The organism is Paraburkholderia sp. D15 (genome assembly GCF_029910215.1).
Taxonomy (GTDB): domain Bacteria; phylum Pseudomonadota; class Gammaproteobacteria; order Burkholderiales; family Burkholderiaceae; genus Paraburkholderia.
On the sequence record NZ_CP110396.1, the window covers coordinates 1,782,718 to 1,806,717 of the forward strand.

The window sequence follows — 24,000 nt, forward strand, 5'->3', positions numbered from 1 at the left end:
CGCAACCCGTCTCCACCCCATCGCGTAAATCCCTCACCCTGCTGCAACTGCTCGGCCTGATCGGCGCGGCCGGTCTGATTGCCGCCATCGTGCTGAATCAGTTCGTCTGACTTCGCCGCGACGTTTCGTCGGCCGCCTGGTTTTCCGTTTTTTCGTTCATGCCGGTCAGTGCGCGCGTCGGAACATTTTTCGACGCGCGCGCGTCCGGCTTTCCCGTTTCCCGATAGAGATTCCGATCTGCCATGTACAAGAAGGGCGTCGCCGTGGAAATCCAGTTTTCGCCCGAGCGGCTCAATGACGGCGCTGGCGATCCGTACTGGATCGATCTGACGCAGGCCGAGGCGCAGCGACTGCTTGAAGCGTTGCAGGCGCGGCTCGCCGCGTCGCCCACGGCGACCGATGCGCCGCTCGTGATGAGCCTCGATGCCACGTCTGTCGCATCTGCTGCATCGGTCACGTCAGTCACGCCGACGATCGCGGACGACGCGCCGGCGCCCGCTGCCGCGGCGCCGGCGGACGACTTCAAGCAATGGGTCTGCGTGATCTGCGGCTGGGTCTACGACGAAGCCGAAGGCCTGCCGGAAGAAGGACTCGCGCCGGGCACGCGCTGGGCGGACGTGCCGGCGGATTGGCGTTGCCCACTGTGCGACGTGGGCAAGGAAGATTTCGCGCTTGTCGAGTTTTGAAGCCGGCGGTTGCTAACTCACCAGCAACCCACCGGCTTCTCAACCCACCAACGTTTCAATCCCTCAGTTTCAACCCGCGCCCTCCGGATAATCCGCGCCCACCGTGGTCGCTTCCCACGTGTCGAAATCGCCGCGCATGAAGTCGAGCTTCTTGCGCGCCAGTTCGAGCGCCATCTTGCCGAGCAGTAGACGCAGCGGCGGCGTGTCGGACAGCGCGGCGTCGATGATCGCCTGCGCCGCGCGCACCGGATCGCCCGCCTGTTTGCCGCTGCGCGCCTCGGTCTGCTTGCGGCGCTCGCCGGCGGTGCTCGCGTAATCGTCGATCACGGTGGCCGACTGTTTGATCGACGGTCCGGCCCAATTGGTGCGGAACGGTCCCGGTTCGACGATCATCACGTCGATGCCGAGCGGCTTCACCTCCATCGCCAGCGATTCCGACAGGCCCTCGACCGCATACTTGGTCGCATGGTAGTACCCAGTCGCCGCGAAACTCGTGATGCCGCCAATCGACGACACGTTCACGATCAACCCGCTCTTCTGTGCGCGCATGATCGGCAGCACCGCCTTGGTCGTGTCGACGAGACCGAACACATTGGTTTCGAACATCGCGCGGACCTCCGCGTCGTCGCCTTCCTCGATCGCGGCGAGATAGCCGTAGCCCGCGTTATTGACCAGCACGTCGATGCGGCCGAAGTGCTGCTTCGCCTGCTTGACCACCGCTTCGACCTGCGCGAGCTGGGTGACGTCGAGCGGTAGAACCAGCACGCGGTCGCCGTGCGCGGCGGCGATGTCCTGTACCTTCGACGGGTCGCGCGCGGTCACCACCGCGCGCCAGCCGCGCTCCAGCACCAGCTTCGCGAGCTCGCGGCCGAAGCCGGTGGAACAACCTGTGATCAGCCAGACGGGATTGTCTCGATTCATCATTTGGGAAACTCCTGTTGATGGTCTGCGACGTCGGAATGCGGAACACGGCGTGCGAACGCGTGCGGCGCGGCGTGTTGTACGGTTCGCGCAGCTCGTGAAGCCGCTGAATCGCCAAAGTGCTTAGCGTGAAGCGTGCCCGGTCTGATTGCCGGGTCAGGAGCGAGAGTTCGCGCGATGCGCACGGCCTCCGGTGTGACGCTTCAATTCTAGACGCAGCGCGGCGGCCTCGCTTTGCAGCGCTTCGACGAAGACCCGCGCAAGCGGATGGCCTGGCCGATGCTCCGGCTCGATCACGCTCACGCGAAACGGCAGCGATATCGCGAGCGGACGAATCTGCAAACCCCGGTCGGCGAAATCGAGTGCGGTCAGCGGATTGACGATCGCGATGCCCAGCCCCTGGCGCACGAAACTGCACACCGAGACCGCGTTCGGCGTTTCGACGATCTGGCGGCGCGCGATACCGGCTTGCGCGAAAGCGTCGTCGATCTGAACCCGGTAAGGGTCGTTGGGCGACAGGCTGACGAACGGTTGATTCGCAAAGTCCCTGAGCGCGATGACGCGCTTGTTCAGCAACGGATGCCCGTCGGGCAGCACGCACACTTCATCCACTTCGAGCAGCGGCGTCAGACGCGTGCCGGCCGGCGGCGCGCCGTGTTCGGTCAGGCCGAGATCGTAGCGTTGCGCGGTGAGCCATTCCTCGAGAAAGGGCGATTCCTGGGTCGCAACGGACACGCTCGCGCCGGGTTGCGTATCGAGAAAGCGCTTCGACGCGCCCGGCAGGATCGAATGCGAGAACGCGGGCAGCGCGATCACGGCAAGCTGGCCGCCCTGGAACTCGCGCAAGCTCGCCGCCGTCGATGCCACGCGTTCGAGCCCGACATACGCGCGCTTGATTTCGTCGAACAGCGTCAACGCGGATGCCGTGGGACGCAGCCGTCCATGCACCCGTTCGAATAGCGCGAAGCCGATGCTCTGTTCCATGCGGGCGAGCTCGCGGCTCACCGTCGGCTGCGAGGTGAAGAGCATGGCGGCGGCCTGCGTGACGCTGCCTGTCGTCATCAGCGCGCGAAAAACTTCGATGTGACGGTGAGTGAGCGCCATGATGGGTATATCAGGAATGAATGGGTCAGCGAATAATAGGTATTTTACTGAAAGGCTGGTTCTCCGCATCATGTCGGTCAGGTCAACGCTTGAGCATGGGAGCAGGAAATCGTGACGTCATTCGATTCGTACCAGATCGCCGGATTGGCGCGACAGCACGGCACGCCGCTGTGGATTTACGACGCGGACACGATTCGCCAGCGCATCGACGAACTGCGCGCATTCGACGTGATTCGCTACGCGCAGAAAGCGTGTTCGAATCTGCACATTCTTCGGTTGATGCGCGCGCAAGGCGTGGTCGTCGACGCGGTGTCTCACGGGGAAATCGCGCGCAGCCTCGCCGCGGGCTTCACGCCGGACGGCGACCCGGAGGGCGTGATCTTCACCGCGGACTTGATCGATCACGCGACGCTGGCCACCGTGATCGAGAAACGCATCACGGTCAATGCGGGGTCGCTCGACATGCTCGAACGTGTCGGACAACACGCACCGGAAGGTCATCGCGTGTGGCTGCGGATCAATCCTGGGTTTGGCCACGGACATAGCAACAAGACCAACACGGGTGGCGAGCATAGCAAGCACGGCATCTGGCTCGACGAGTTGCCGCAGGCGCTGGCGCTCGTGCGTCGCTATCGGCTGAAGCTGGTCGGGCTGCACATGCATATCGGTTCCGGCGTCGACTATGCGCATCTATCGCGGGTGTGCGATGCGATGGTCGAGGCGGTTCAAGGGCGTCAAGGTCTTCAGGGGCACGATATCGAGGCGATTTCCGCGGGCGGCGGACTGTCCGTGCCGTACAAAGCGGATGACGCGCGCATCGATACGGGACACTACTTCCGGTTGTGGGACGCGGCGCGCCGGCGGATCGAGGCGCACGTCGGGCATCGCGTGAGACTGGAGATCGAACCGGGGCGCTTTCTGGTGGCCGAGGCCGGCCTGCTCGTCGCCGAGGTGCACGCGCTGAACCGGCGGCCGGCGCAGCAATTCGCGCTGGTCGATGCGGGGTTCAACGATCTGGTGCGGCCTTCGTTTTACGGTAGCCATCATGAAATGACGGTGTTGAAACGCAGCGGTGCGCCGAGCGATGCCGCGCCCGATGCGCTCGCTATCGCCGGGCCGTTGTGCGAAGCCGGCGATGTATTTACGCAGGCAGCGGGCGGCGTCGTCATGAATCGGACGATGCCCGCGCCGGAGGTAGGCGACTTCGTCGTGTTTCACGATGCGGGCGCGTACGGCGCGTCGATGTCATCGAACTACAACAGCCGGCCGCTCGCGCCCGAGGTGTTGCTGGAAGGTGGCGAGCCGAGAGTGATCCGGCGTCGCCAGACGATCGAGGAACTGGTTGCGCTTGAAACGATGGATTGAAGGCAAGGCAAGGCAAGGCAAGGCAAGGCAAGGCAAGGCAAGCGCTAACACGCCCGCCTCAACGCGCCCGCACCGTGCGCGAATACGATGCGATCATCGTCGCGAATTCCTGCGCGGCCGGCGTCAGCGGAACCGCCGCGCGTTGCAGCAGGCAGACATCCTGCTCGACCGCCCGCTCGCGCACGGGAATGGCGGTCAGCGTGCTCGCGAACGGCCCGCGCTGCGCGACGACCGACGCCTCCAGCGACAGACAATCCGTCGCGCCGACCAGATGCAGCGTCTCGTACAGACCCTCCACGGTCGCGATGATTCTGGGCGGCGGCAGCCCGTGGCTATCGAACATCTGGTTGAGCCGGTGCACCTGCGGGTTGTCCGTGAGATTGGGCGAGCGCGTGGCCAGCCACGGGCAATCGACCAGTTCGGCAAGCGACGTCGCATGTGCCTTCGGATGACCCCGCCGGCACACGACGACCGGATCGGACGGATAGAGCGGCGTGACGGAAAGATCGGTCGTATCGGTGTACTTCGACACCAGCGCAACCGCGAAGTCGAGCGTGCCTTCGCGAATCCGCGAGATCATCATGCGCGAGGTGCCGGTGCGCAGATGCACCGCGACCCGTTCGAAGCGCGTGCGAAATTGCGTCAACACCGGCGCGAGCGCGTCGATCAACGGCTCGGTGGTCATGCCGAACGTGACTTCGCCGACGTAGTCGCCGCGCAGTTGCCGCACTTCCTGCTCGGCCCGCTCGCATTCGCCGATGATCGCACCCGCCCGCTGCAACAGACGTTGCCCCAGCGCGGTCAGCGCGATGCCGCGATTCGTGCGCGTGAACAGCGTCGCGCCGAGCATCGATTCGAGATTCTGCAACTGCTGCGTGATCCCGCTCTGCGCGATGCCGAGCGCCCGCGACGCCGCGCGGATGCTGCCGTGCTCGGCCACCGCGGTGAACGCGCGCAACTGGGAGATCGTCAATGCCATGGCGGAGTGGGTCCGGTGATCGGTAAAAGTGATCATGATAGTCCGAATGGGACTTCTTTGAGGCGCGGGCGCGGCATAGGATCGTGCTGTCGTACTCCGCCCACTCCACACTCCCACCCGCCTTCCATGAAAACTCTGCTGACGATCCTGTGCGCCGCGCTGACCTTGAGCAGCGGCGCATTCGCCGCCGAGCCGCAGACTGTGCGCCTCGGCATCGATCCGACCTATCCGCCGATGGACGCCAAGGCGCCCGACGGCACGCTCAAGGGCTTCGACGTCGACCTCGGCAACGAGATCTGCAAACGCATTCACGCGCGTTGCCAATGGGTGGAGCTGGAGTTCTCGGGGATGATTCCCGCGTTGCAGGCACGCAAGATCGACGCGGTCATGTCGTCGATGGCGATCACGGAGAAGCGTCAGCAGCAGATCCTGTTTTCGTCGAAGCTGTTTCAGTTCAAGTCGCATCTGATCGCGCGGCAAGGTTCGCCGCTCTCGGCCGGGTTGAATGCGTTGTCCGGCAAGCAGATCGGCGTGCAGTCGGGCACGCAGTTCGAATCGTATGCGTTGAAGAACTGGGCGCCGAACGGCGTGCACGTGGTCGCGTACAAGAGCCAGGACGAAGTCTTCGCCGATCTGGAAAACGGCCGGCTCGACGGCGCGTTGCTCGGCACGGTGGAAGCCGATTACGGTTTTCTGCGCACGCCGGCGGGCAAGGGCTTCGCCTTCGTCGGCGAGCCGCTTTCGATGGGCGATCACGGCGTGGGTATCGGCTTGCGCAAGGACGAGACGGAATTGCAGGCGTCGATCAACGCGGCGATCGCCTCGATGCTCAAGGACGGCACGTACGCGCAGATCGCGAAGAAGTACTTCGACTTCGACCCGTACGGCAACTGACCGGCAATCGACCGGCGACGAGTCGCCTTATTTCCCCCTTATCCGCATTTGCTCCAGGCTTTTCCTTCATGAACAGGCAATCGATTCCGCTTCTCTCGCCGGCTATCGGCACGCACCGCGAACTGGTGTCGTTTCATTTCGGCCCGACGGATCAGGGACACAAGATCTACATCCAGTCGTCGCTGCATGCCGATGAAACGCCCGCGATGCTGACCACCGTGCTGTTGAAACGTCGTCTGCTCGAACTGGAACGACAAGGCGCGCTGGCGGCGGAAATCGTGCTGGTGCCGGTGGCGAATCCGGTCGGGCTCGGTCAATACGTGCTCGGCCAGTTTCTCGGCCGTTTCGATCTGGGCAGCGGCAAGAACTTCAACCGTCATTTTCTGCAGTTCACGAAGCTGGCGGCGCGCGCGCAGGAAGTGCTGGGCAGCGATCCCAAGGAAAACGTGCGGCTGGTGCGCAAGCTGATCGCCGAAGAACTGGACGCGCAGAAGCCGCTGACGGAATTCGACTCGCTGCAATTGGCATTGCTGAAGCTTTCGCACGATGCGGACGTGGTGATCGATCTGCATTGCTCGCTGGAAGCGGCGATGCATGTCTACACCAGCGAGGCCGGATGGGCGGAGTTCGAGCCGTTGTCGCGCTACCTCGGCGCGCAGGCTTCGCTGCTCGCGACGAACTCGGGCGGCGATTCGTTCGACGAGACGCACAGCTTGTTGTGGTGGACGTTGCAGCAGGCGATGCCGGCGGACAAGCCGGTACCGAACGGCGCGGTTGCGGTGACGGTGGAGTGTCGCGGACAGCGTGACGTGTCGTACGAGGTGGCGCAGGAAGATGCGGACGCGATCGTCGATTATCTGGTGTGGCGCAAGGCGATTCGCGGCGCGGTGAAACCGCTGCCGCCGTTGCTGTCGCCGGCGACGCCGCTGGCCGGCAGCGAGCAGTTCTACGCACCGGTGAGCGGGATTCTGATTCATCGCGCGAAGATCGGCGACACGATTCGCGTTGGGCAGCCGCTGTTCGATATCGTCGATCCGTTGACGGATGAGACGACCACGATTTCCAGCCATACCGAAGGCGTGTTTTATATGCGTCGCGCGATTCGTTTCGTGACGGCGGGCGCGCCGTTGGGACGCGTGACGGGCACGCGTCCGTTCAGGACGGGGGTGTTGCTGGGGGCGTGAGGATATAGGGCGGGGTGGGTTGCCCGCCGTTCCTTATTTTCTTCCGACCAGATACGTCACACCATTCGGACCGTAGCGCTCCGAATGCGGTTTGTCAGCCGCGAGGTGGAAGACGTCGCCGGCTTTGTACACCTGCTCCTCGTCGCCGCAGACGATGTGCAGTTCGCCCTCCAGGATCAGCGCCTTCGCTTCGAAGGGATGGGTGTGCACGTCCATTGTTGCGTTGGGTTCCTTCGTCACGACGACGGGTTCGGGGAAACCGTCTTGCGTCAGGTTTTGGGTGAAGGTTTCGCGGTTCATGGTGGGGCCTTATACAAGGAGGTGAACGCGCCTCGGCGTGGCCTCTTACATGCCAGATCCCGGCGACGGCGGAGCCGTATCCGGTGCAGTTGCGCGACGTAGCCCGAGCACGTCGAGATAGTTGTCGAGCGAGCGCTGGACCGACTCGGCCGCGAGGCGGGCGGTGTCACTATAGTCTCCGCTGACGCACGCTTTGTCGAGCGCGGCGTAGTAAGCAAGCCGATCTTCTTTGCGGATGATCGCGGGCGGGTAGCTCGCCTTCATTAACTCGAAGTTCAGCAGCAACCGTCCCGTCCGGCCATTACCGTCGACGAATGGGTGAATCTTCACGAAGCGCGTGTGCAGTTCCGCCGCACGTTCGACGGGGTGCATGTTTCCGGCCGTTTCATACCAGGTGATCAGAGCGGCCATTTCGGCGGGCGGATGCAGGAAGTCGGGCGGAGTCGTGCTCGCGCCCTCGATCGCGTTGGAGTGATACGTCCACTCCAACATCAGCTTTTCGCGCAAAGAAGCGACCGTGTGCCGCGGCAGCGGGCGTGCCGCATCGAGCGTCGCCTTGTCGGCGTCGATCGTGTTCAGGAGCCCGGCGATTTGATTCGGCATTTGCATTCCCAATGCGAGATTTGTTGTCATGCGCCCAGGTGACGGTCAAAGTCATCTCAGGTCCTATATCCCCAATGGGGACAACAATCAAGCATCGGCGAAATTCCGGCCGGGATGGGTAGCGGACGGCATGAAAACCGGACGCATTTCTGAGGCCATAGAGCGTTGCATCTCATCTTGTTGCAAACCGCGACCCCGATTCGCCATGCCCGGCAATTTTGCACATCCGTCAAATTTCGTCTCAAGGTTTCACCTTTTCCGAGTTTTCTTATTCTGAGTCGGACCTCCCTGATTCAGCGTCTAGCGATTGCGAATTTCCAACGACGCTGAGAAGAAGGGAGGCCTATGAGATTCAACGATTCGCCTTGCGGAACGATGGGCGATCTGATGCGCGCAATCGCCCTGTTTGCGCTGTTGTTCATTGCATTCGGTGCAAATGCAACCGACTGTCTCACGCTCTACTCGCAGTCCGGTGCAATGCCGGGATCGAAAACCTGCCGCCTCGACGTCGTGGGCAATACGCCGGGCGGCATGGGCAACTACGCGTGTATCAACGACCTCGCGCTGATCGATCAGTGGTGCGCCTCGCCGGTTCCAGACGAACCGGAGGCGACGTGCCCGGTTGCTGATCCGGTGTATCCCGGCAGCGGCGCGGTGACGCTGACGCAAGCCGACTTCGTCAGTGGCGACGACATTCCCCTGCTGTTCACACGCACGTACCGCTCGAAATCGCTGTCAGGCGCAGCCACGGCGATGGGACCGGTCTGGTTCCACAACTGGCAGCGCAGCCTCGGGCTGGCTAATTCGAACAACGGGAGTTCGTCGACGGTTCTCGCGTATCGGGACAAGGGTGAGCCGGTGACGTTCCGTTGGACGAGCGGCACGTGGCGCTCGACTGGATTCACGGGGCTCGCGCTTTCGCAGAACGGATCGGGCTGGACGCTGACCGACCTGCAAACGGAAACCATTGAGTCTTACTCCGCGCAGGGTCTGCTGTTGTCCGAGACCACGAAGACGGGATTCGTGCGCACGCTCGCCTACGACGCATCGGGTCTGTTGACGACCATCACCCAGCACGCGACGGGGACGTCGGCGAACCAGGACCTGACACTTCGTCTGGACTACGACGACAGGCGTCGGTTGTCGCGTCTGAACGATCCGCTGGGCCGCATGACGCAATACGGGTACGACGCGAGCAGCAACCTCGTATCGATCACCTGGCCCGACGGCTATCAACACCGCTACGTCTATGACGACGCCCGCTTCAGGAACGCGCTGACCGGCGAAGTCGACGAATCGGGCAATCGCGTCGCCACCTGGACCTACGACTCGCAGGGGCGCGCGGTCGCCGTCACTCATCCCGACACATCGCGCAATGTGCAGTTTGCCTACGGCCCGGGTTCGACCGTGATCACCGATCGCCGACGGGCGACGACGTTAAACATGTCGTCGATTGGCGGCATGTTGCGGCCGACGGGCACCGCGTCGGTCGCGGGAAACACGGCCTCGACATGGGACAGCGCGGGCCGGCCGCTCAAGGATACGGATGCGAGCGGCGGCAGCGCCGACTACAGCTACGACGATGCGGGCCGCCCCATCCGCGCCACGATCAAGAGCCCGTCCGGTACGTCGATCACAACAATGCGCTATGCGGACGCGACGAGTCTGCGTCCGTCGATGATCGCATCGCCCGGCTTGATCCAGTCGTTCGTCTACGACGTCAACGGCAACACCACGGGCATTGCCGAGACCCCCACGCTCGATGCAACGGGCGCGAGCGCGTTCGATGCGCCGAAGTCCGGCGGCGTGACGATGGCTTACGGCATGACGTACGACGCGACGAACCGGCTCGCGTTCGTGCAGCAACTGGCGGACGGCCAGGTGAAGGGCCAATGGAGAGTCACGCGCGATGCGACCGGCAACGTCTTCGCGATCGTGATCCAGCAGACGATTCCGGACGCGACCGAAATGGTCCTGCGTGACGCGGCGCACCGGGTGTTAGCCGGTTACAACCCGACCGGCGATTTCTATCTGCGTTACGACCGGCGCGGGCGCATCGACGTCTTCAAGTTCAGCGAGTACGCGAGTCCGGCGAACGGCGGTATCCGGCGCGTGTTCAAGGCGAGGTGGACGTACTCGCCGGACGGCCAGGTCGCGGCGCGAAGCGCGACGGTTGCGAGGGACGGCAGCGTGCTCGATCTGAACGACGGCACGGACATTCCGGTCAGCAGCGAGGAGGCGGATCAGTGGATCGATAACTACAACAATGGCGATTCGCCGGTTGGGCCGCCTGCGGGGTTGCAGGGTGCCCGGTCGATGCTGCGGTCGGGGACGGCCGTTGGTGGAGGCGCTATTTGTGGAAGCTGCCACTTCTCGGTGGGCTTGATCGACGGTGCGGCGCGAGGTATTGCGTTTGTCTGGCGGATCGCACAGAACCCGGCGGTGCGATACGGCATCGGTCAGGGTGCGCGCAAGGCGGCGGAGAACTGGGAGCGCATCAAGCAGATGTGCAAGCCGGCCGCCGAGACGGAGGTCGATGGGATTCCGCCGGGACGGATTACGTCGGAATACACTGATATTACGGTGGGCCGGAGCACGCGGAATGTCGAAACAGATGTTGGCAAGGGTGAATTTGAAGCAAATCTACGCAACGATGGTTGGGCCGAAAAGGTCAGTTCCGACGGTAAGACGGATATCTTTACCAAAGGCGATCTCAAGTACACAGTGCGTGAGCATTCGAACGCTGGCAGCCCAACTGCGGAATATTTCCCGGCAGGAGCCACCAGCGCAACCCTAAAAATACGACTGGCCAAGTGATGAAAGATCTGGACTATATATACGACCGAGCAGCGTTTACGGAACTGTGGGAACGTGCGACGACGAACGTTTCGTCTCTAGTGAGCAAGCCGCGCGACGATCTACTTTACTTTGATGCGATCGACATCGCGACGCAAAAATTCTACGAGCTAGCACAGACGTTGCTCGCGTTCGAGAATGCGACTGATTTCGCGACGTTGATTCTTAAACCCGATCCGTTCACTTATTTCCATCACCTCTTCGGCAAATATCCCGGCTTCATTCATCGAAGCGGTAACACGTACGAAGATTTTTTTGAGCTCATGATGCGAGACCCTGGTGGCAACATCGCCGACGCGCTGGGCGTGAATCACGAACGCTACGTGGTCATGCCGCTGACAGGCGAATGGATCGCGTTCGGTGATAGATCCTGGGACATTGGTGTTCTTTATGGACCGCCGGCCATCATGGAGTGCGCAAAGCGCTTCTATCCGTTCTTCATTACTCCGCCGGAGCTTTTTCGAGTTCAGCCATAAAAAACTCGAGTACTTGCAATCTCTCGACACTCAAAGTGAGGTGAAATGGACGGGCGTATCTTTTTCGACGACGCGGCTGAATTCAACGGTCTGTTGACTACGGCCAGGACTCACATTCGGGAGCTCGCGGGCATGCCTGCGAGCGAACCGGTGTACTTCGATTCAGCCACTACTACCAGGTCGTACGAGATCTGCTTACGTTCGCCCATTCGCGCGAGACCGCGATTTTTTCGAGCACACCGGAAGTCAATGACTTTGCACGTAGGCGACTGGCCCGTGATCTCGTACAACCACCAAAAACCTTCAAGATTGCTCATTGAGATTTGGGAGGACGGCGTTGCAGGCGCGCGCCGCCCGACCCTCAAGATCCGACTGCCGAAATGACGCCAATCGACTTCATCCACGAGCGCTCAGAGTTCGCACCGCTTTGGACGCGTGCAAAAAAGAGCCTCGATCTGCTTCGTACTATGCCGCTCGAGGACTTGCTCTTTTTCGACTCGATCGATCTCCAGACGCAAAAGTTCTTCGAGCTCATACGCCATTTACTTGCCTTCAAAGGATCGAGCGACTTCGCCACGCTGGTCATGAAACCAGACCCGTTTAACTACTTTCACTTCCACTTCGGCAAGTACCCTGGTTTTATACAGCGGGCCAATCATACTGATGAAGAGTTCTTCGAATTTTTGTTGAAGGATCCAGGCGGTAGCCTTGCAGACGCACTCGGAGTCAATTCGGAACACTACGTCGTGATGCCCCTGCCGGGAGACTGGATTGCCTTTGGCGACAGATCGTGGGGAACAGGTGTACTTTACGGGCCGCCCGACATCATGGAATGTGCCAGAAGTTTTTATCCGTTCTTCCACTCTCCGCCGGAGCGCTTTCGAGTTGAGCCATAGTCGATAGCCCACAAAAACAAAGAGGCGCGAATTCGCGCCTCTTCGTCCATGCAAACCTCGGCAGAAAAAAGAAAGGCTCTGTTCAACATCCGGAGCCCTCACTGCATTAATTCAAACCCTCAATTCACCACCAGCACCGGCGCCACCGCCGCCGGATCGCTGATACTCGGCCGGCCATTCTCGACGTGTCCCGCGAAGCGGCGCGAGAAGCTCGCGTCGTCGTTATCGGTCACCGTCAAGTCGTACCAGTGGTGGCTCGACGCCAGCACCCACGCTTCCTCGACAGGCGACCCGGCCGGCACGAACACCGGACGCACACGCGCACCGTATGCGTTGTCGGTCACCGTCAAGCGCGCCACGCCGCCGCCGTTGTTGCTGAACTTCAGGAACACGTTGCCGTTCGCCACGTCGTATTGCACCTTCACCTCGGGTTGCGCCGGCTTGCCGCCATGCCCGCCCCAACCCGCCACCTGCGATGCCGCCGACGTCTGCTTCGCCGCCACCTGCGCATTGCCCGCGAACTTGCGCACGAACCCATTCGGCCCGAACACCTCGAACGCGTACACGCCATCCGTCGACGTCAGATCGAACGTCTCCTTCAGCGACTTGCCAGCCTCCACCGTGTAACGCCACGGACCATCCGCGCGGTTCGTCGAGTACACGTAGAAATGCGCACCCTGTTCGCCGGTATTGCCGATGGCAATATCGAACGTGTTCTTCTTCGCGTCCGCATGGCCATTCACATGCAACTCATACGGCAACGCACGCGCGAAGCGAATGCCGCTTTCCTGCGGATCGATCGCGCCGGGCGTCGTCGGCACGGTTGGCTTCGGCTGCGTCGCGCACTGGTTGTCCGCGATGCTCTTGTAGTTGCTCGTATCGGGCAGCGGTGGCACCTTCGAGTCCGGCGTGCGGAAGTCGAATGCGGTCGTCAGATCGCCGCACACCGCGCGGCGCCACGCCGTGATGTTCGGCTCGTACACGCCGAAACGCGTTTCGATGAAGCGAATCACCGACGTGTGATCGAACACCTGCGAGCACACGAAGCCGCCCTTGCTCCACGGCGACACGATCGTCATCGGCACGCGCGGGCCGAGGCCGTACGGCAGACCGTCCGCCGTGTAGCTGCCGCCGCGCAACGGATTGACCACGGTGTGGATTTCGCCGTCGGTGCTAACCGTCGACTGACCCTGCGCCGCCGTCGTCGCCGGTTGCGGCGGCACGAGGTGATCGAAGAAGCCGTCGTTCTCGTCGTACATGATGAACAACACGGTTTTGCTCCACACCTCGGGATTCGACGTCAACGCATCGAGAATCTGCGACGTGTACTCGGCGCCGTAAGCCGGCGTATAACTCGGATGCTCGGAATAGGCGGCCGGCGGGCACAACCACGACACTTGCGGCAACTGATTCGCCAGCACATCGGCCTTCAGATCGTCGATGGTGCGCACGGTCTGCGCGCGCTGATACAGCGGCGAACCCGGCTGCGCGTTGATGTAGTTGGCGAAATTCTGCAGGATGTTGGTGCCGTAGTTGCCATTCAGCGGATCGTCGCCGGTCAGCCCCTGCTGATACACCTGCCACGAAATGCCCGCGGCCTGCAGACGCTCCGGATACGTGGTCCACGACAGCAACTGGTAATTCGGCGGCCCGTCGCCGTCGACGTAATCGTTGTTGTCGAGCAGCGGGCCGCCCATCGTGCCGGTCGGATCGACCATGCCGGTCATCAGATACGAACGGTTCGGGTGCGTGGGGCCGGGCAGCGAGCAGAAGTACGCGTCGCAAATGGTGAAGGCGTCGGCCAGCGCGTAGTGAAACGGAATGTCGCTGCGCAGGTGGTAGCCCATCGTCATGTCGGTCTTGTTGGCCGGCCACTGGTCGTAGCGGCCGCCGTCGATCGCGGCATGGGTCTTGTACCAGGTGTGATCGAGATCGCCGACGCATTGCGCGCTGGTGGTCGCGGTGTTCAGATGGAACGGCAGCACCGGTTTGGTCGGATCTTCCTTCGACGGTTGATACCACACCGGCTTGCCGCCCGGCAGCGGAATCGGGAAGCGGTCGTTGTATCCGCGCACGCCGCGCAGATGGCCGAAGTAATGGTCGAACGAACGGTTCTCCTGCATGAACACGACGATGTGCTCGACATCGCGGATCGTGCCCGTGCGCGAAAACGCGGGGACGGCCAGTGCATTGCGGATCGACTCGGGCAGCGCGGTCATGGCGGCGGCAGCGCCGGCGGAGCTTGCAACGGTCTGCAGGAAACGGCGACGGCTAGTTGAAGTCATCGAATATCACCTTCTGCGGGGAGGAAAGCGTAGCGCGCCTCGCGCGCCGGGGGAATCGGGTCAGTTGCTGGTGGCGCTGTCGCCGGGCGCGTAACGCATCACCGGCGCGACCTGCTGGTTGTCGGCAGCGAGACTGGCCTGCATGTTCTCGACGATCGGATCGGAGGCGGCGGCGGAAGACGCGCTGGCCGTGACCGGATTGGCCACGATCGTTGAGGATGGGTTGAGGATTGGCGTTGCGGACATGGCGGCGGCACGCTGCTGCATGTCGCCGTTGGCCGCAGTCATGCCAGTCGAAGACGACGAGGGGCGCGCATTCGAAGTGGAATCGTCGGCACCGCAGCCGCTCAACGCTAACGTGGCGAACGTCGCGGCTGTTGCTATCGCAAGCAGAACGACGCTCGCGCTTCCAGTGAAGCTCGTGTCTCTCGTTTTCATGTCTGCGTCCAGTTTCGTGAAAGCGGATGCAGTCTCTAATCCTTTCAAGAAATAATTGTGAAACGTTTGCGAGTGGTAAAACTTGCGCGAATACGTTGGTTCGACGAAAGGAATGGGAAAGTAAAAAGAAGGACAATGGTCACGCCAACGCCATACCCTTCATGCCTCGACAACTCGATGTTCCACGCAACCGGTTGATCCATGACACGTATCGAACGACCCATCGACATCACGCGTCTCGAAGACGAATGGCTGGAAGCGGACGGCTTCGGTGGTTTTGCGTCCGGCACCGTGGGCACGCTACGCACGCGTCGTTATCACGCGCTGCTGCTGTCGGCGACGCGTCCGCCCGGTGGACGCATGGTGCTGGTCAATGGCCTGGAGGCATGGGTCGAAGCGAACGGCGAGCGCGTGCCGTTGAGCATGCAACGTTATGTGCCGGACGTGATCTATCCGGACCTGACCGCGCGGCTTCTCGCATTCGATACCACGCCTTGGCCGACGTGGCGTTTTGCGCTCGGTACGCACACCACGATCACGGCGGAAGTGTTCGTGAGCAAGGCCACCTGCGAGACGGTGCTGCGATGGCGGCTCGACCGTGCGCAAACAAACGCGGAAGAAACGACTGCGCCGGTACTGAAAGTCCGTCCGCTGCTTTCGGGCCGCGACTACCACGCACTGCATCACGAGAACCCCGCGTTCAACTTCAACGCGCGAACCAGCGACGATCTGACGTGCGCCAGCTGGCAGCCGTATGGCGACGTTCCTGCTATTCACGCGTCGACGAACGGCGCATACACGCATGCGCCCGATTGGTACCGGAACTTCTGCTACGCACGCGAGCAGGAACGTGGTCTGGATTTCAGCGAAGATCTCGCGACGCCTGGTGTCTTCAGCTTCGACCTCGCGCGTGGCGAAGCGGTCATGATCCTGAGCGCGTCGGGTAACGCGCAATCATCGAATGCCGCGACTCGTGCCGCCGCCCTCGCGCTTGCCGAACAACAGCGCCGCGTCGCGTTGGGCTCGCGTCTGCAACGTTCCGCGGACGCCTACATCGTCGCGCGCAATCAAGGCCGCACGATACTCGCGGGCTTCCCGTGGTTCACCGACTGGGGCCGCGACACGTTCATCTCGATGCGCGGCCTGCTGATCGCGTCGGGGCGCCTCGACGAAGCCGAGGCGATCCTGCTCGAATGGTCGGACACGCTGTCCGAGGGCATGCTGCCGAACCGTTTCCCCGACTATGGCGACGCGCCGGAATACAACTCGGTCGATGCATCGCTATGGTTCGTCGTCGCCGTGCACGACTATCTCGCCTCGGGCCATGCGAGCGACGCCACACGTCAGCGTCTGCAGCAGGCCGTGGAGGCGATCCTCGCCGGCTACACGCGCGGCACCCGCTTCAACATTCAGGCGTCCGCGCAAGACGGTCTGTTGCGCGCGGGCGTTCCCGGCGTGCAGCTCACGTGGATGGATGCGAAAGTCGGCGACTGGGTGGTGACGCCGCGCATCGGAAAACCGGTCGAAGTGCAGGCGCTCTGGATTAACGCTTTGCGCATTGCAGCAAGCTGGAATACGCAATGGCAGCAGCCCGCGCAAACCGCGCTGCAAGCGTTCAAGGAACGCTTCGTCGACCCGGCCACGCAGGCGCTGTTCGATAACGTCGATGTCGATCACGTCGCCGGCACGATAGATCGCGCGATCCGCCCGAATCAGATCTTCGCGATCGGCGGCCTGCCGTTTCCGTTACTGGAAGGCGATGCGGCTCGCGCAGTACTCGATCAGGTCGAAGCGCAGTTGCTCACGCCGTCTGGCTTGCGAACGCTGGCGCCGTCCGATCCTGCCTATCGCGGGCACTACGGCGGTCCGCCACTCGCACGCGACGGCGCCTATCACCAGGGCACCGTATGGCCGTGGTTGCTGGGGCCATTTGTGGAAGGCTGGCTGCGGGTTCATGGCAGTGCAGCAGAAACCTGCGACGAGGCGCGCACGCGTTTTCTGGCTCCGCTGTACGCGCAACTCGACCGTGCCGGGCTCGACCATCTATCCGAAATCGCCGACGGCGACGCGCCTCACGCGCCGGCCGGCACGCCGTTTCAGGCGTGGTCGCTCGGCGAACTGCTGCGGCTCGAACGACTGCTTGCGCGCCTGAGGCCCATTGCGGCGTAAACCGCGCTACGATGTGTGTCCCGCTGCCAAGCCTGCTGCAAGGACGGAAGTCATGCCACCGCTGCGTGCTGCCAATGTGCTCGCTACCCTCGAAGGCTCACGCCTGCATTCGGCCGACTGTGCCCACTGGCAGCGCTGGGGGCCGTACCTCAGCGAGCGGCAATGGGGCACGGTGCGCGAAGACTACAGTCCGGGCGGCACCGCATGGGACTCGTTCCCGCACGATCACGCGCGTAGCCGCGCATACCGCTGGGGCGAAGACGGCATCGCCGGTTTCGGCGACGACAAACTGAGCTGGTGCGTGTCGCTCGCGCTGTGGAACCGCAAGGACCCCATCCTCAAGGAACGCCTGTTCGGTCTCACGAACGCCCAGGGCAATCACGGCGAGGACGTGAAGGAGCTGTACTTCTATCTCGACGGTACGCCCACGCATTCGTACATGCGAATGCTCTACAAGTACCCGCACGCCGCCTATCCCTACGAAGACCTCGTTCAGGAGAACGCGCGCCGCGGCAGCGACATGGCGGAGTACGAAGTGCTCGACACGGGCGTGTTCGACGATTCGCGCTATTTCGACGTTCAGGTGGAATACGCGAAGCACACGCCCGACGACATCCTGATGCGCGTGACGATCGAAAACCGCGCGGACGAGGCCGCTTCGCTCGACGTGCTGCCGCAGATCTGGGCGCGCAATTCGTGGTCGTGGAAAGAGAACAAGGACAAGCCGTCGCTGACCGCCGCCACGGACCATGACGGCAACGTGCAATTGCTCGGTCATCAGCACGGTCACGAACCGATCGTCGTGACCGCCTGGTCGAAAGACGCGCCGTCGGTGAACTGGCTGTTCTGCGAGAACGACACCAACGTGAAGCGTCTGTTCAACATGGACGGCACAGGCCCGTTCAAGGACGGCTTCAACGATTACCTCGTGCACGGCGACGAGCAGGCTGTACGCCGCGACAAAGGCACGAAGGCGGCCGCGCATGCCGCGATCGAACTCGGGCCGCATGGGCGAGCGGTGGTGTACCTGCGCTGGCGTCTGCAATCGACACCCGACGACACCCCGCTCGACGCGGACGCGCTCTTCGCGCGCCGTCTTGCCGAGGCCGACGAGTTCTACGGCGCGCTGCAGCACGAGATCGCCGATCCGGACGCGCGCCTTGTGCAACGCCAGGCGCTCGCCGGCATGCTGTGGTCGAAGCAGTACTACCAGTACGACGTGCAGCGCTGGCTGGAAGGCGACCCGCTGCAACCGCCGCCGCCCGAGAGCCGCAAGCATGGCCGCAACGCGGACTGGCGGCATCTGTGCAACGCGGACATCGTATCGATGCCCGACAAGTGGGAGTATCCGTGGTACGCGTCGTGGGATCTCGCGTTTCATGCCGCGGCGTTCGCATTGATCGATCCGGCGTTTGCCAAGCGCCAATTGCTACTGCTGGTGAAGGACCGCTATCAGCATCCCAATGGCCAGATGCCTGCCTACGAGTGGGCGCTGGGCGATGCCAATCCGCCCGTTCATGCATGGGCCGCGTGGCGCGTCTATGAGATCGACCGGGCGCTGACCGGCAAGGCGGATCGCGATTTTCTCGAACTCGTGTTCCACAAGCTGCTGCTGAATTTCTCGTGGTGGGTCAACCGCAAGGACGCGGACGGCCGCAATATTTTCCAGGGTGGCTTTCTCGGACTCGACAACGTCGGTATTTTCGATCGCTCGTCGCCGCTGCCCACCGGTGGCCATATCGACCAGGCCGACGGCACCGCATGGATGGCCGCATATGCGCTCGACCTGATGCGGATCGCGCTGGAACTCGCGTACGCGAATCACGTATTCGTCGATATCGGCGTGAAGTTCTTCGAGCATTTCCTGTACATCGCCGAAGCCGTGAGTTGCGACGACGATTGCGACACGGGGCTGTGGGATACGCAAGACGAGTTCTTCTACGACAAGCTGCGTCTGCCCGACGGTACCAACATTCCGATGCGGGTGCGCTCGATCGTCGGGCTGATTCCGCTGTTCGCGGTGCACGTGCTCGAACATCGTCTGCATGGCGGCTTGCCGGGTTTGCGCGAGCGCCTCACGTGGTTCCTCGAACATCGTCCGGATCTCGCGCGGCTGGTGTCGCGCTGGAACGAACCGGGCAAGGGCAATGCGTTGCTGCTTTCGCTGTTGCGCGGGCATCGAATGAAAGCGCTGCTGCGGCGCGCGCTCGACGAAAGCGAGTTCCTGTCCGATCACGGCGTGCGGGCGCTGTCGCGCGTGCATCGCGACGAGCCGTTCGTGTTCCGCCACAACGGCGACAGTTTCACGGTCAAGTATCTGCCGGCCGAGTCCGACTCGCGTGTATTCGGCGGCAATTCTAACTGGCGCGGGCCGGTGTGGATGCCCGTCAACTATCTGCTGATCGAATCGCTGTACGAATTTCATCGCTATTACGGCGACGATTTCCGTGTCGAATATCCGACCGGTTCGGGCCAGAAGTTCTCGCTCAGCGAAATCGCGGATGAACTCGCGCGCCGCTGCACCACGTTGTTCCTCAAGAACAAGGACGGCGAGCGTCCGGTGATGGGCGCGTATCCGCTGTTGCAGGCCGACCCGCGTTCGCGCGACCTGGTGCTGTTCCACGAGTATTTCCATGGCGACGACGGGCGCGGCGTGGGCGCGTCGCATCAGACCGGCTGGACGGGGCTCGTCGCATTGCTGTTGCAGCCGCGCGCGATGGGCGCGTCGGGCAGCGTGCCGATGACAGGCGAGAGCGACACGGCGCCGATTCCGACCGCGCCGAATGCGGCGAGCACGCAAGCTGCGGCGCCGGCGCCGGCAACGGAGGCCGCGCCTGTCGCGGCGGTGGATCCCGCACCCGCGCTCGTGACGGCGGTGACGAAATAGCGTCGGTGGTAGCAAGCCGTGGGCCGCAGGCGAACCAGGGGCTGAGGAGGTTACATAAGCCCTACAAAAATCCCTGTCAGCAACACTTGGCAGCGAGATAACGAGGTAACGGGGATCGTTTTTGAACTGTGTGGCTTCAAGCGTGGTCTTTCATAAACCGCCACGTCCGTTCCATTGGCTTCCTGAGTGAATCCCATGTCGACTACACCGAATACCACCGCTTCCAACCGTCCCACCGATGCCACCGATGCCACTGCGGCCGAACCCAGCTGCAAGGTCAGCGTGAGTCCGCACGAACGCACCACGTCGTCCGCGCCCGCTTCGCCGGCCGGCAAGCGGCCGGCGCCGCCCTGCACGCTGGTGATCTTCGGCGCGGGCGGCGATCTGACCAAGCGTCTGCTCATGCCCGCGCTGTACAACCTCGCCGTCGATGGCCTGCTCGACGACGGCATGAAGATCGTCGGCGTGAATCACGGCGAGCGCGAGACGAGCGTGTGGCGCGACGATCTGCACAAGTCGCTCGAACAGTTCGCCGCCGACAAGGCCAGCACCTTCCACGCCGGCAAGCTCGACGACAAGGCGTGGGACTGGGTCGCGCAACGCCTCGAATACATGGCCGGCGAATTCGAAACCGACGATGTGTTCACGAAGCTCAAGCAGAAGCTCGATCAGGCGCAAGGCGGCAACGTCATTTTCTATCTCGCGGTCAGCTCGCACTTCTTCAAACCGATCGTCGAGCGTCTTGGCAAGGCGGGGTTGTTGAAGGAAGGCGAGGGCGACGGTGGGTGTTTCCGCCGCATCGTGGTCGAGAAACCGTTCGGTACCGATCTCGCGTCGGCGCAGGATCTGAACGCGCACATCCTGTCGTATGCGAAGGAATCGCAGGTGTACCGCATCGATCACTTTCTCGGCAAGGACACCGTGCAGAGCATTCTCGCGGTGCGCTTCGCGAATGCGCTGTTCGAGCCGATCTGGCGGCGCGAGTATATCGACAGCGTGCAGATAACGGCGGCGGAAACCATCGGCGTGGAAGGGCGCGGCAAGTTCTACGAGCAGACCGGCGCGTTCCGCGACATGCTGCCGAACCATCTCTTCCAGTTGCTCGGCATGGTCGCCATGGAGCCGCCCAATTCGTTCGATGCCGAAGCCGTGCGCGACAAGAAGGCCGACATCATGCACGCGATCCAGCCGCTGACCGCGGATGACGTGGTGTTCGGTCAGTACGAGAAAGGTCCGGCGGGCGTCGGCTATCGCGAGGAACCGGATGTGGCGCCGGACAGCACCACGGAAACCTACGCCGCCGCGCGTGTGTTCGTCGAGAACTGGCGCTGGGCCGGCGTGCCGTTCTATCTGCGCACCGGCAAGCGGCTCGCCGCGCGTCGCACGGAAATCTCGGTGCAGCTAAAGCCCGTGCCGTTCCGCCTGTTTCGCGACACGCCCGTCGACGCGCTCACGCCGAACGTGTTGACGCTGCGCATCGATCCCGCGCACGGCACGAGCTTCGACTTCAACGTGAAAACGCCGGGGCCGGTGATGCAGGTCGGCGCGGTGCAATCGTCGTTCGACTATGCGGACTTCTTCGCGGAACGCGCGAACGTCGGCTACGAAACCTTGCTCTACGACTGCATGCTTGGCGACGAGACGCTGTTTCAGCGCGCCGACAGCATCGAAACGAGTTGGGCCGCCGTGGACGACGTGCTGCATCCGAAGCACGGTGGCGCGCAACCGGTGCACGGTTATGCGGCCGGCAGCGAAGGCCCCGCGGAAGCGGACGCGCTGCTCGCGCGCGACGGTCACGCATGGCGGCCGTTGAAGCAGGACCCTGTCGAGAAGAAGTAACTCCATCACGCGCACTCACACTATCGGGGGGATACCGTGGCAACACGTCAAACGAGCAAGGCAAGCAAAACAGGCACCAAAAGCCCGGCAAGCACCAGAGCCGCCAAAAGCACGAACGGCACGAAAAGCGCCAAAAGCGCCAAAAGCGCGCCACGCAACGCGAAAGTGCAGAGCAGCACCGAGCGGATTCTGGCGATCGACGTCGGCGGCACGGGTCTGAAAGCGGCGATCATCGACGCGGACGGTCAGATGAAGACCGAGCGCCTGCGGGTACCGACGCCGCATCCGTGCACGCCGGATCAGCTGGTGGATGCGCTCGCGAAACTGGTCGAGCCGCTGGTCGAGAAGGAGCCGGCCACGTTGATGTCGATCGGCTTTCCCGGCGTGGTGCGCAACAACCGCATCCTGACCGCGCCGCACTTCGGCGTGGAGGGATGGCACGACATTCCGCTCGCGGATGAACTGGCGCAGCGCCTCGGCGGTTTGCCGGTCCGCATGATCAACGACGCGGAAATGCAGGGCTTCGCCGCGATCGAGGGGCATGGTCTCGAATTCGTGCTGACGCTCGGTACGGGCGCGGGCACGGCCCTATTCCGCGACGGCGAGCTGATGCCGCATCTGGAACTCGCGCACCATCCGGTCAGCAAGAAAGGCGTTGCGTACGACGAATACATCGGCGACGCGGCGCGCGAGAAAGCCGGCAACAAACGCTGGAACAAGCGCGTGCAGAAAGTGATCGAGATTCTCAGTGCGCTCGTGAATTACGACAAGCTGTGGATCGGCGGCGGCAATGCCGCGCGCCTGACGTTCGATTTGCCGGCCAACGTGGCGACCGTGTCGAACGATGCGGGCATCGAAGGCGGCGCACGTCTGTGGCATCCGCGTTCGTTGCGCGACACGCGGCAACTGCCCGAAGCAACTGCTCGCACGGGCAAGTTCAAGTAAGCCCCGGGGTGGTGCGCGGCAGGTGCCCCGACCAGCGCGTACGAATGCGAGGCGAGGCGGCGTTGCTCACCGCTTCGCCTGGCGCTCAAACGCTTACCGCGCCGCGTCACCCCAGCGATAGTCGACGCTCGCGTCGTCGAGTTGCGTCTTGATCTGCGGATCGAGCACGAACTCGGCGGCCGCGAGCGTATCGGTCAACTGCTCGGCGCGGCTCGCGCCGATAATCGCCGACGTAATCGCCGGATTCGCCATCACCCACGCGAGCGACACGCGTGTCAACGATTCGCCGGTCGGCGCCACGATCGCCTTCAGGCGTTCGATCGTTTCGAACTCGCGCTGGTGCCAGTAACGCGCCTGATACATCGCGCCCGCCTTGCCGACCGTTTCGGTGAAGCGTCCCTCGGCCGGCGTTGCGTCGAGCTTGTGCTTGCCGGTCAGCAAGCCACCCGCGAGCGGGTTGTAGGGAATCACGGCCAACTGTTCTTCCGCGGCGAGCGGCAGCAATTCGCGTTCGATCTGGCGGAACAGCAGGTTGTAGCGCGGCTGCACCGACACGAAGCGCGCGACGCGCAACACGTCGGCGCGACCCAGGGCGCGCGCCAGACGGTACGCGAGAAAGTTCGACACACCGACATAGCGCGCTTTCCCCGATCGCACGATCGTGTCCAACGCTTCGAGCGTTTCGTCGAGCGGCGTGTTCGCGTCATCGGAATGGAGCTGGTAGAGGTCCACGTAATCCGTGCCGAGCCGGCGCAGCGATGCGTCGATCGCGTCCAGCAGATGTTTGCGCGACGCACCCTGATCCCATGCCGAAGGCCCCATCTTGCCGACCGCCTTGGTCGCGAGGATGAAGCGATCGCGCTTGCCCTTCAGCCAGCGCCCGACGATTTCCTCCGTGCGTCCGGCCAGATCCTCGCCGCCGCCGAGCGGATAGACGTTGGCGGTATCGATGAAATTCACGCCGGCGTCGGCGGCCGTATCGAGAATGCGCCGCGATGCGTCCTCTTCCGTCTGCAAGCCGAAGGTCATCGTGCCGAGACACAGTCGCGAAACGCTCAGGCCGGTACGGCCGAATTGGCGGTATTGCATGGTCAACTCCGAAGTTGGGCAGGATGGTGACAACAGGTGTTGCAAAAAGGATAAACGCTGCCGGAATTTTTTGTCGGCGGTCTG

General features: G+C 62.9%; 19 protein-coding genes. 11 read left to right on the top strand and 8 right to left on the bottom strand.

Annotated features, from left to right (window positions below; genetic code table 11):
* The first annotated feature begins 242 nt into the window (after positions 1–242).
* Positions 243–686, top strand: a complete 444-nt coding sequence (locus LFL96_RS27835; RefSeq protein WP_281001116.1) for a rubredoxin — start codon at positions 243–245, stop codon at positions 684–686.
* Positions 687–755: 69 nt separating this feature from the next.
* On the opposite strand, the gene LFL96_RS27840 is transcribed toward LFL96_RS27835, so the two are convergent.
* Together LFL96_RS27840 and LFL96_RS27845 are read right to left on the bottom strand one after the other, a co-directional pair.
* Complete coding sequence (locus LFL96_RS27840) at positions 756–1,610, bottom strand: oxidoreductase (protein WP_281001117.1); 855 nt, start codon at positions 1,608–1,610, stop codon at positions 756–758.
* Between the two features lie 153 nt (positions 1,611–1,763).
* Positions 1,764–2,711, bottom strand: coding sequence for a LysR family transcriptional regulator (locus LFL96_RS27845; protein ID WP_281001118.1), 948 nt, complete (start codon positions 2,709–2,711; stop codon positions 1,764–1,766).
* Between the two features lie 111 nt (positions 2,712–2,822).
* Between LFL96_RS27845 and lysA the strand changes: the two genes are divergently transcribed.
* Entirely contained in the window at positions 2,823–4,076 is a 1,254-nt protein-coding gene (gene lysA, locus LFL96_RS27850; RefSeq protein ID WP_281001119.1) for a diaminopimelate decarboxylase, read from the top strand.
* Between the two features lie 58 nt (positions 4,077–4,134).
* Here lysA and LFL96_RS27855 read toward each other — a convergent pair whose 3' ends face one another.
* Positions 4,135–5,055, bottom strand: a complete 921-nt coding sequence (locus tag LFL96_RS27855; protein WP_281003877.1) for a LysR substrate-binding domain-containing protein — start codon at positions 5,053–5,055, stop codon at positions 4,135–4,137.
* Positions 5,056–5,181: 126 nt separating this feature from the next.
* Here LFL96_RS27855 and LFL96_RS27860 point away from each other — a divergent pair, with 126 nt between their 5' ends.
* Positions 5,182–5,949, top strand: coding sequence for a transporter substrate-binding domain-containing protein (locus LFL96_RS27860; protein ID WP_281001120.1), 768 nt, complete (start codon positions 5,182–5,184; stop codon positions 5,947–5,949).
* 68 nt (positions 5,950–6,017) lie between these two features.
* The gene (locus tag LFL96_RS27865) at positions 6,018–7,133 is read left to right on the top strand and encodes a succinylglutamate desuccinylase/aspartoacylase family protein (protein WP_281001121.1); all 1,116 of its coding nucleotides are present in this window, start codon (positions 6,018–6,020) and stop codon (positions 7,131–7,133) included.
* Positions 7,134–7,166: 33 nt separating this feature from the next.
* On the opposite strand, the gene LFL96_RS27870 is transcribed toward LFL96_RS27865, so the two are convergent.
* Positions 7,167–7,433 carry a cupin domain-containing protein gene (locus LFL96_RS27870; RefSeq protein ID WP_281001122.1) on the bottom strand — a complete coding sequence of 89 codons (267 nt, stop codon included), beginning with the start codon at positions 7,431–7,433 and terminating at the stop codon, positions 7,167–7,169.
* A gap of 45 nt (positions 7,434–7,478) precedes the next feature.
* A complete protein-coding gene (locus tag LFL96_RS27875; RefSeq protein WP_281001123.1) occupies positions 7,479–8,036 on the bottom strand; it encodes a Fic family protein in 558 nt (185 codons plus the stop codon).
* A gap of 345 nt (positions 8,037–8,381) precedes the next feature.
* Between LFL96_RS27875 and LFL96_RS27880 the strand changes: the two genes are divergently transcribed.
* The 3 genes from LFL96_RS27880 (at position 8,382) to LFL96_RS27890 (ending at position 12,264) form a co-directional block, all read left to right on the top strand.
* On the top strand, positions 8,382–10,853 hold the full coding sequence (locus LFL96_RS27880; protein WP_281001124.1) for a DUF6531 domain-containing protein: 2,472 nt from the start codon (positions 8,382–8,384) through the stop codon (positions 10,851–10,853).
* Positions 10,853–11,368 carry a hypothetical protein gene (locus LFL96_RS27885; protein ID WP_281001125.1) on the top strand — a complete coding sequence of 172 codons (516 nt, stop codon included), beginning with the start codon at positions 10,853–10,855 and terminating at the stop codon, positions 11,366–11,368. The genes LFL96_RS27880 and LFL96_RS27885 overlap by 1 nt, the downstream gene beginning before the upstream one ends.
* Before the next feature lie 380 nt (positions 11,369–11,748).
* A complete protein-coding gene (locus LFL96_RS27890) occupies positions 11,749–12,264 on the top strand; it encodes a hypothetical protein (protein WP_281001126.1) in 516 nt (171 codons plus the stop codon).
* 119 nt (positions 12,265–12,383) lie between these two features.
* On the opposite strand, the gene LFL96_RS27895 is transcribed toward LFL96_RS27890, so the two are convergent.
* Complete coding sequence (locus tag LFL96_RS27895; RefSeq protein ID WP_281001127.1) at positions 12,384–14,549, bottom strand: phospholipase C, phosphocholine-specific; 2,166 nt, start codon at positions 14,547–14,549, stop codon at positions 12,384–12,386.
* Positions 14,550–14,609: 60 nt separating this feature from the next.
* The gene (locus LFL96_RS27900) at positions 14,610–14,987 is read right to left on the bottom strand and encodes a hypothetical protein (RefSeq protein ID WP_281001128.1); all 378 of its coding nucleotides are present in this window, start codon (positions 14,985–14,987) and stop codon (positions 14,610–14,612) included.
* Between the two features lie 201 nt (positions 14,988–15,188).
* On the opposite strand from LFL96_RS27900, the gene LFL96_RS27905 reads away from it, so the two are divergent.
* The 4 genes from LFL96_RS27905 to LFL96_RS27920 all read left to right on the top strand — a co-directional run bounded on the left by LFL96_RS27905 (position 15,189) and on the right by LFL96_RS27920 (position 22,827).
* On the top strand, positions 15,189–17,156 hold the full coding sequence (locus LFL96_RS27905) for an amylo-alpha-1,6-glucosidase (RefSeq protein WP_281001129.1): 1,968 nt from the start codon (positions 15,189–15,191) through the stop codon (positions 17,154–17,156).
* A 52-nt stretch (positions 17,157–17,208) separates the two neighbouring features.
* Positions 17,209–20,043 carry a glucosidase gene (locus LFL96_RS27910; RefSeq protein WP_281001130.1) on the top strand — a complete coding sequence of 945 codons (2,835 nt, stop codon included), beginning with the start codon at positions 17,209–17,211 and terminating at the stop codon, positions 20,041–20,043.
* A gap of 195 nt (positions 20,044–20,238) precedes the next feature.
* A complete protein-coding gene (gene zwf / locus LFL96_RS27915) occupies positions 20,239–21,882 on the top strand; it encodes a glucose-6-phosphate dehydrogenase (RefSeq protein WP_281001131.1) in 1,644 nt (547 codons plus the stop codon).
* 165 nt (positions 21,883–22,047) lie between these two features.
* Complete coding sequence (locus LFL96_RS27920; protein WP_281001132.1) at positions 22,048–22,827, top strand: ROK family protein; 780 nt, start codon at positions 22,048–22,050, stop codon at positions 22,825–22,827.
* A 93-nt stretch (positions 22,828–22,920) separates the two neighbouring features.
* Here LFL96_RS27920 and LFL96_RS27925 read toward each other — a convergent pair whose 3' ends face one another.
* A complete protein-coding gene (locus tag LFL96_RS27925) occupies positions 22,921–23,916 on the bottom strand; it encodes an aldo/keto reductase (protein ID WP_281001133.1) in 996 nt (331 codons plus the stop codon).
* Positions 23,917–24,000: the final 84 nt, after the last annotated feature.

What these genes read in the sequence shown, in the direction of transcription:
- LFL96_RS27835 (WP_281001116.1), top strand. Translation starts at nt 243, where the DNA reads ATGTACAAGAAGGGCGTCGCCGTGGAAATCCAGTTTTCGCCCGAGCGG.
- LFL96_RS27840 (WP_281001117.1), bottom strand. Translation starts at nt 1,610, where the DNA reads ATGATGAATCGAGACAATCCCGTCTGGCTGATCACAGGTTGTTCCACC.
- LFL96_RS27845 (WP_281001118.1), bottom strand. Translation starts at nt 2,711, where the DNA reads ATGGCGCTCACTCACCGTCACATCGAAGTTTTTCGCGCGCTGATGACG.
- LFL96_RS27855 (WP_281003877.1), bottom strand. Translation starts at nt 5,055, where the DNA reads ATGGCATTGACGATCTCCCAGTTGCGCGCGTTCACCGCGGTGGCCGAG.
- LFL96_RS27860 (WP_281001120.1), top strand. Translation starts at nt 5,182, where the DNA reads ATGAAAACTCTGCTGACGATCCTGTGCGCCGCGCTGACCTTGAGCAGC.
- LFL96_RS27865 (WP_281001121.1), top strand. Translation starts at nt 6,018, where the DNA reads ATGAACAGGCAATCGATTCCGCTTCTCTCGCCGGCTATCGGCACGCAC.
- LFL96_RS27870 (WP_281001122.1), bottom strand. Translation starts at nt 7,433, where the DNA reads ATGAACCGCGAAACCTTCACCCAAAACCTGACGCAAGACGGTTTCCCC.
- LFL96_RS27875 (WP_281001123.1), bottom strand. Translation starts at nt 8,036, where the DNA reads ATGCCGAATCAAATCGCCGGGCTCCTGAACACGATCGACGCCGACAAG.
- LFL96_RS27880 (WP_281001124.1), top strand. Translation starts at nt 8,382, where the DNA reads ATGAGATTCAACGATTCGCCTTGCGGAACGATGGGCGATCTGATGCGC.
- LFL96_RS27885 (WP_281001125.1), top strand. Translation starts at nt 10,853, where the DNA reads ATGAAAGATCTGGACTATATATACGACCGAGCAGCGTTTACGGAACTG.
- LFL96_RS27890 (WP_281001126.1), top strand. Translation starts at nt 11,749, where the DNA reads ATGACGCCAATCGACTTCATCCACGAGCGCTCAGAGTTCGCACCGCTT.
- LFL96_RS27895 (WP_281001127.1), bottom strand. Translation starts at nt 14,549, where the DNA reads ATGACTTCAACTAGCCGTCGCCGTTTCCTGCAGACCGTTGCAAGCTCC.
- LFL96_RS27900 (WP_281001128.1), bottom strand. Translation starts at nt 14,987, where the DNA reads ATGAAAACGAGAGACACGAGCTTCACTGGAAGCGCGAGCGTCGTTCTG.
- LFL96_RS27905 (WP_281001129.1), top strand. Translation starts at nt 15,189, where the DNA reads ATGACACGTATCGAACGACCCATCGACATCACGCGTCTCGAAGACGAA.
- LFL96_RS27910 (WP_281001130.1), top strand. Translation starts at nt 17,209, where the DNA reads ATGCCACCGCTGCGTGCTGCCAATGTGCTCGCTACCCTCGAAGGCTCA.
- zwf (WP_281001131.1), top strand. Translation starts at nt 20,239, where the DNA reads ATGTCGACTACACCGAATACCACCGCTTCCAACCGTCCCACCGATGCC.
- LFL96_RS27925 (WP_281001133.1), bottom strand. Translation starts at nt 23,916, where the DNA reads ATGCAATACCGCCAATTCGGCCGTACCGGCCTGAGCGTTTCGCGACTG.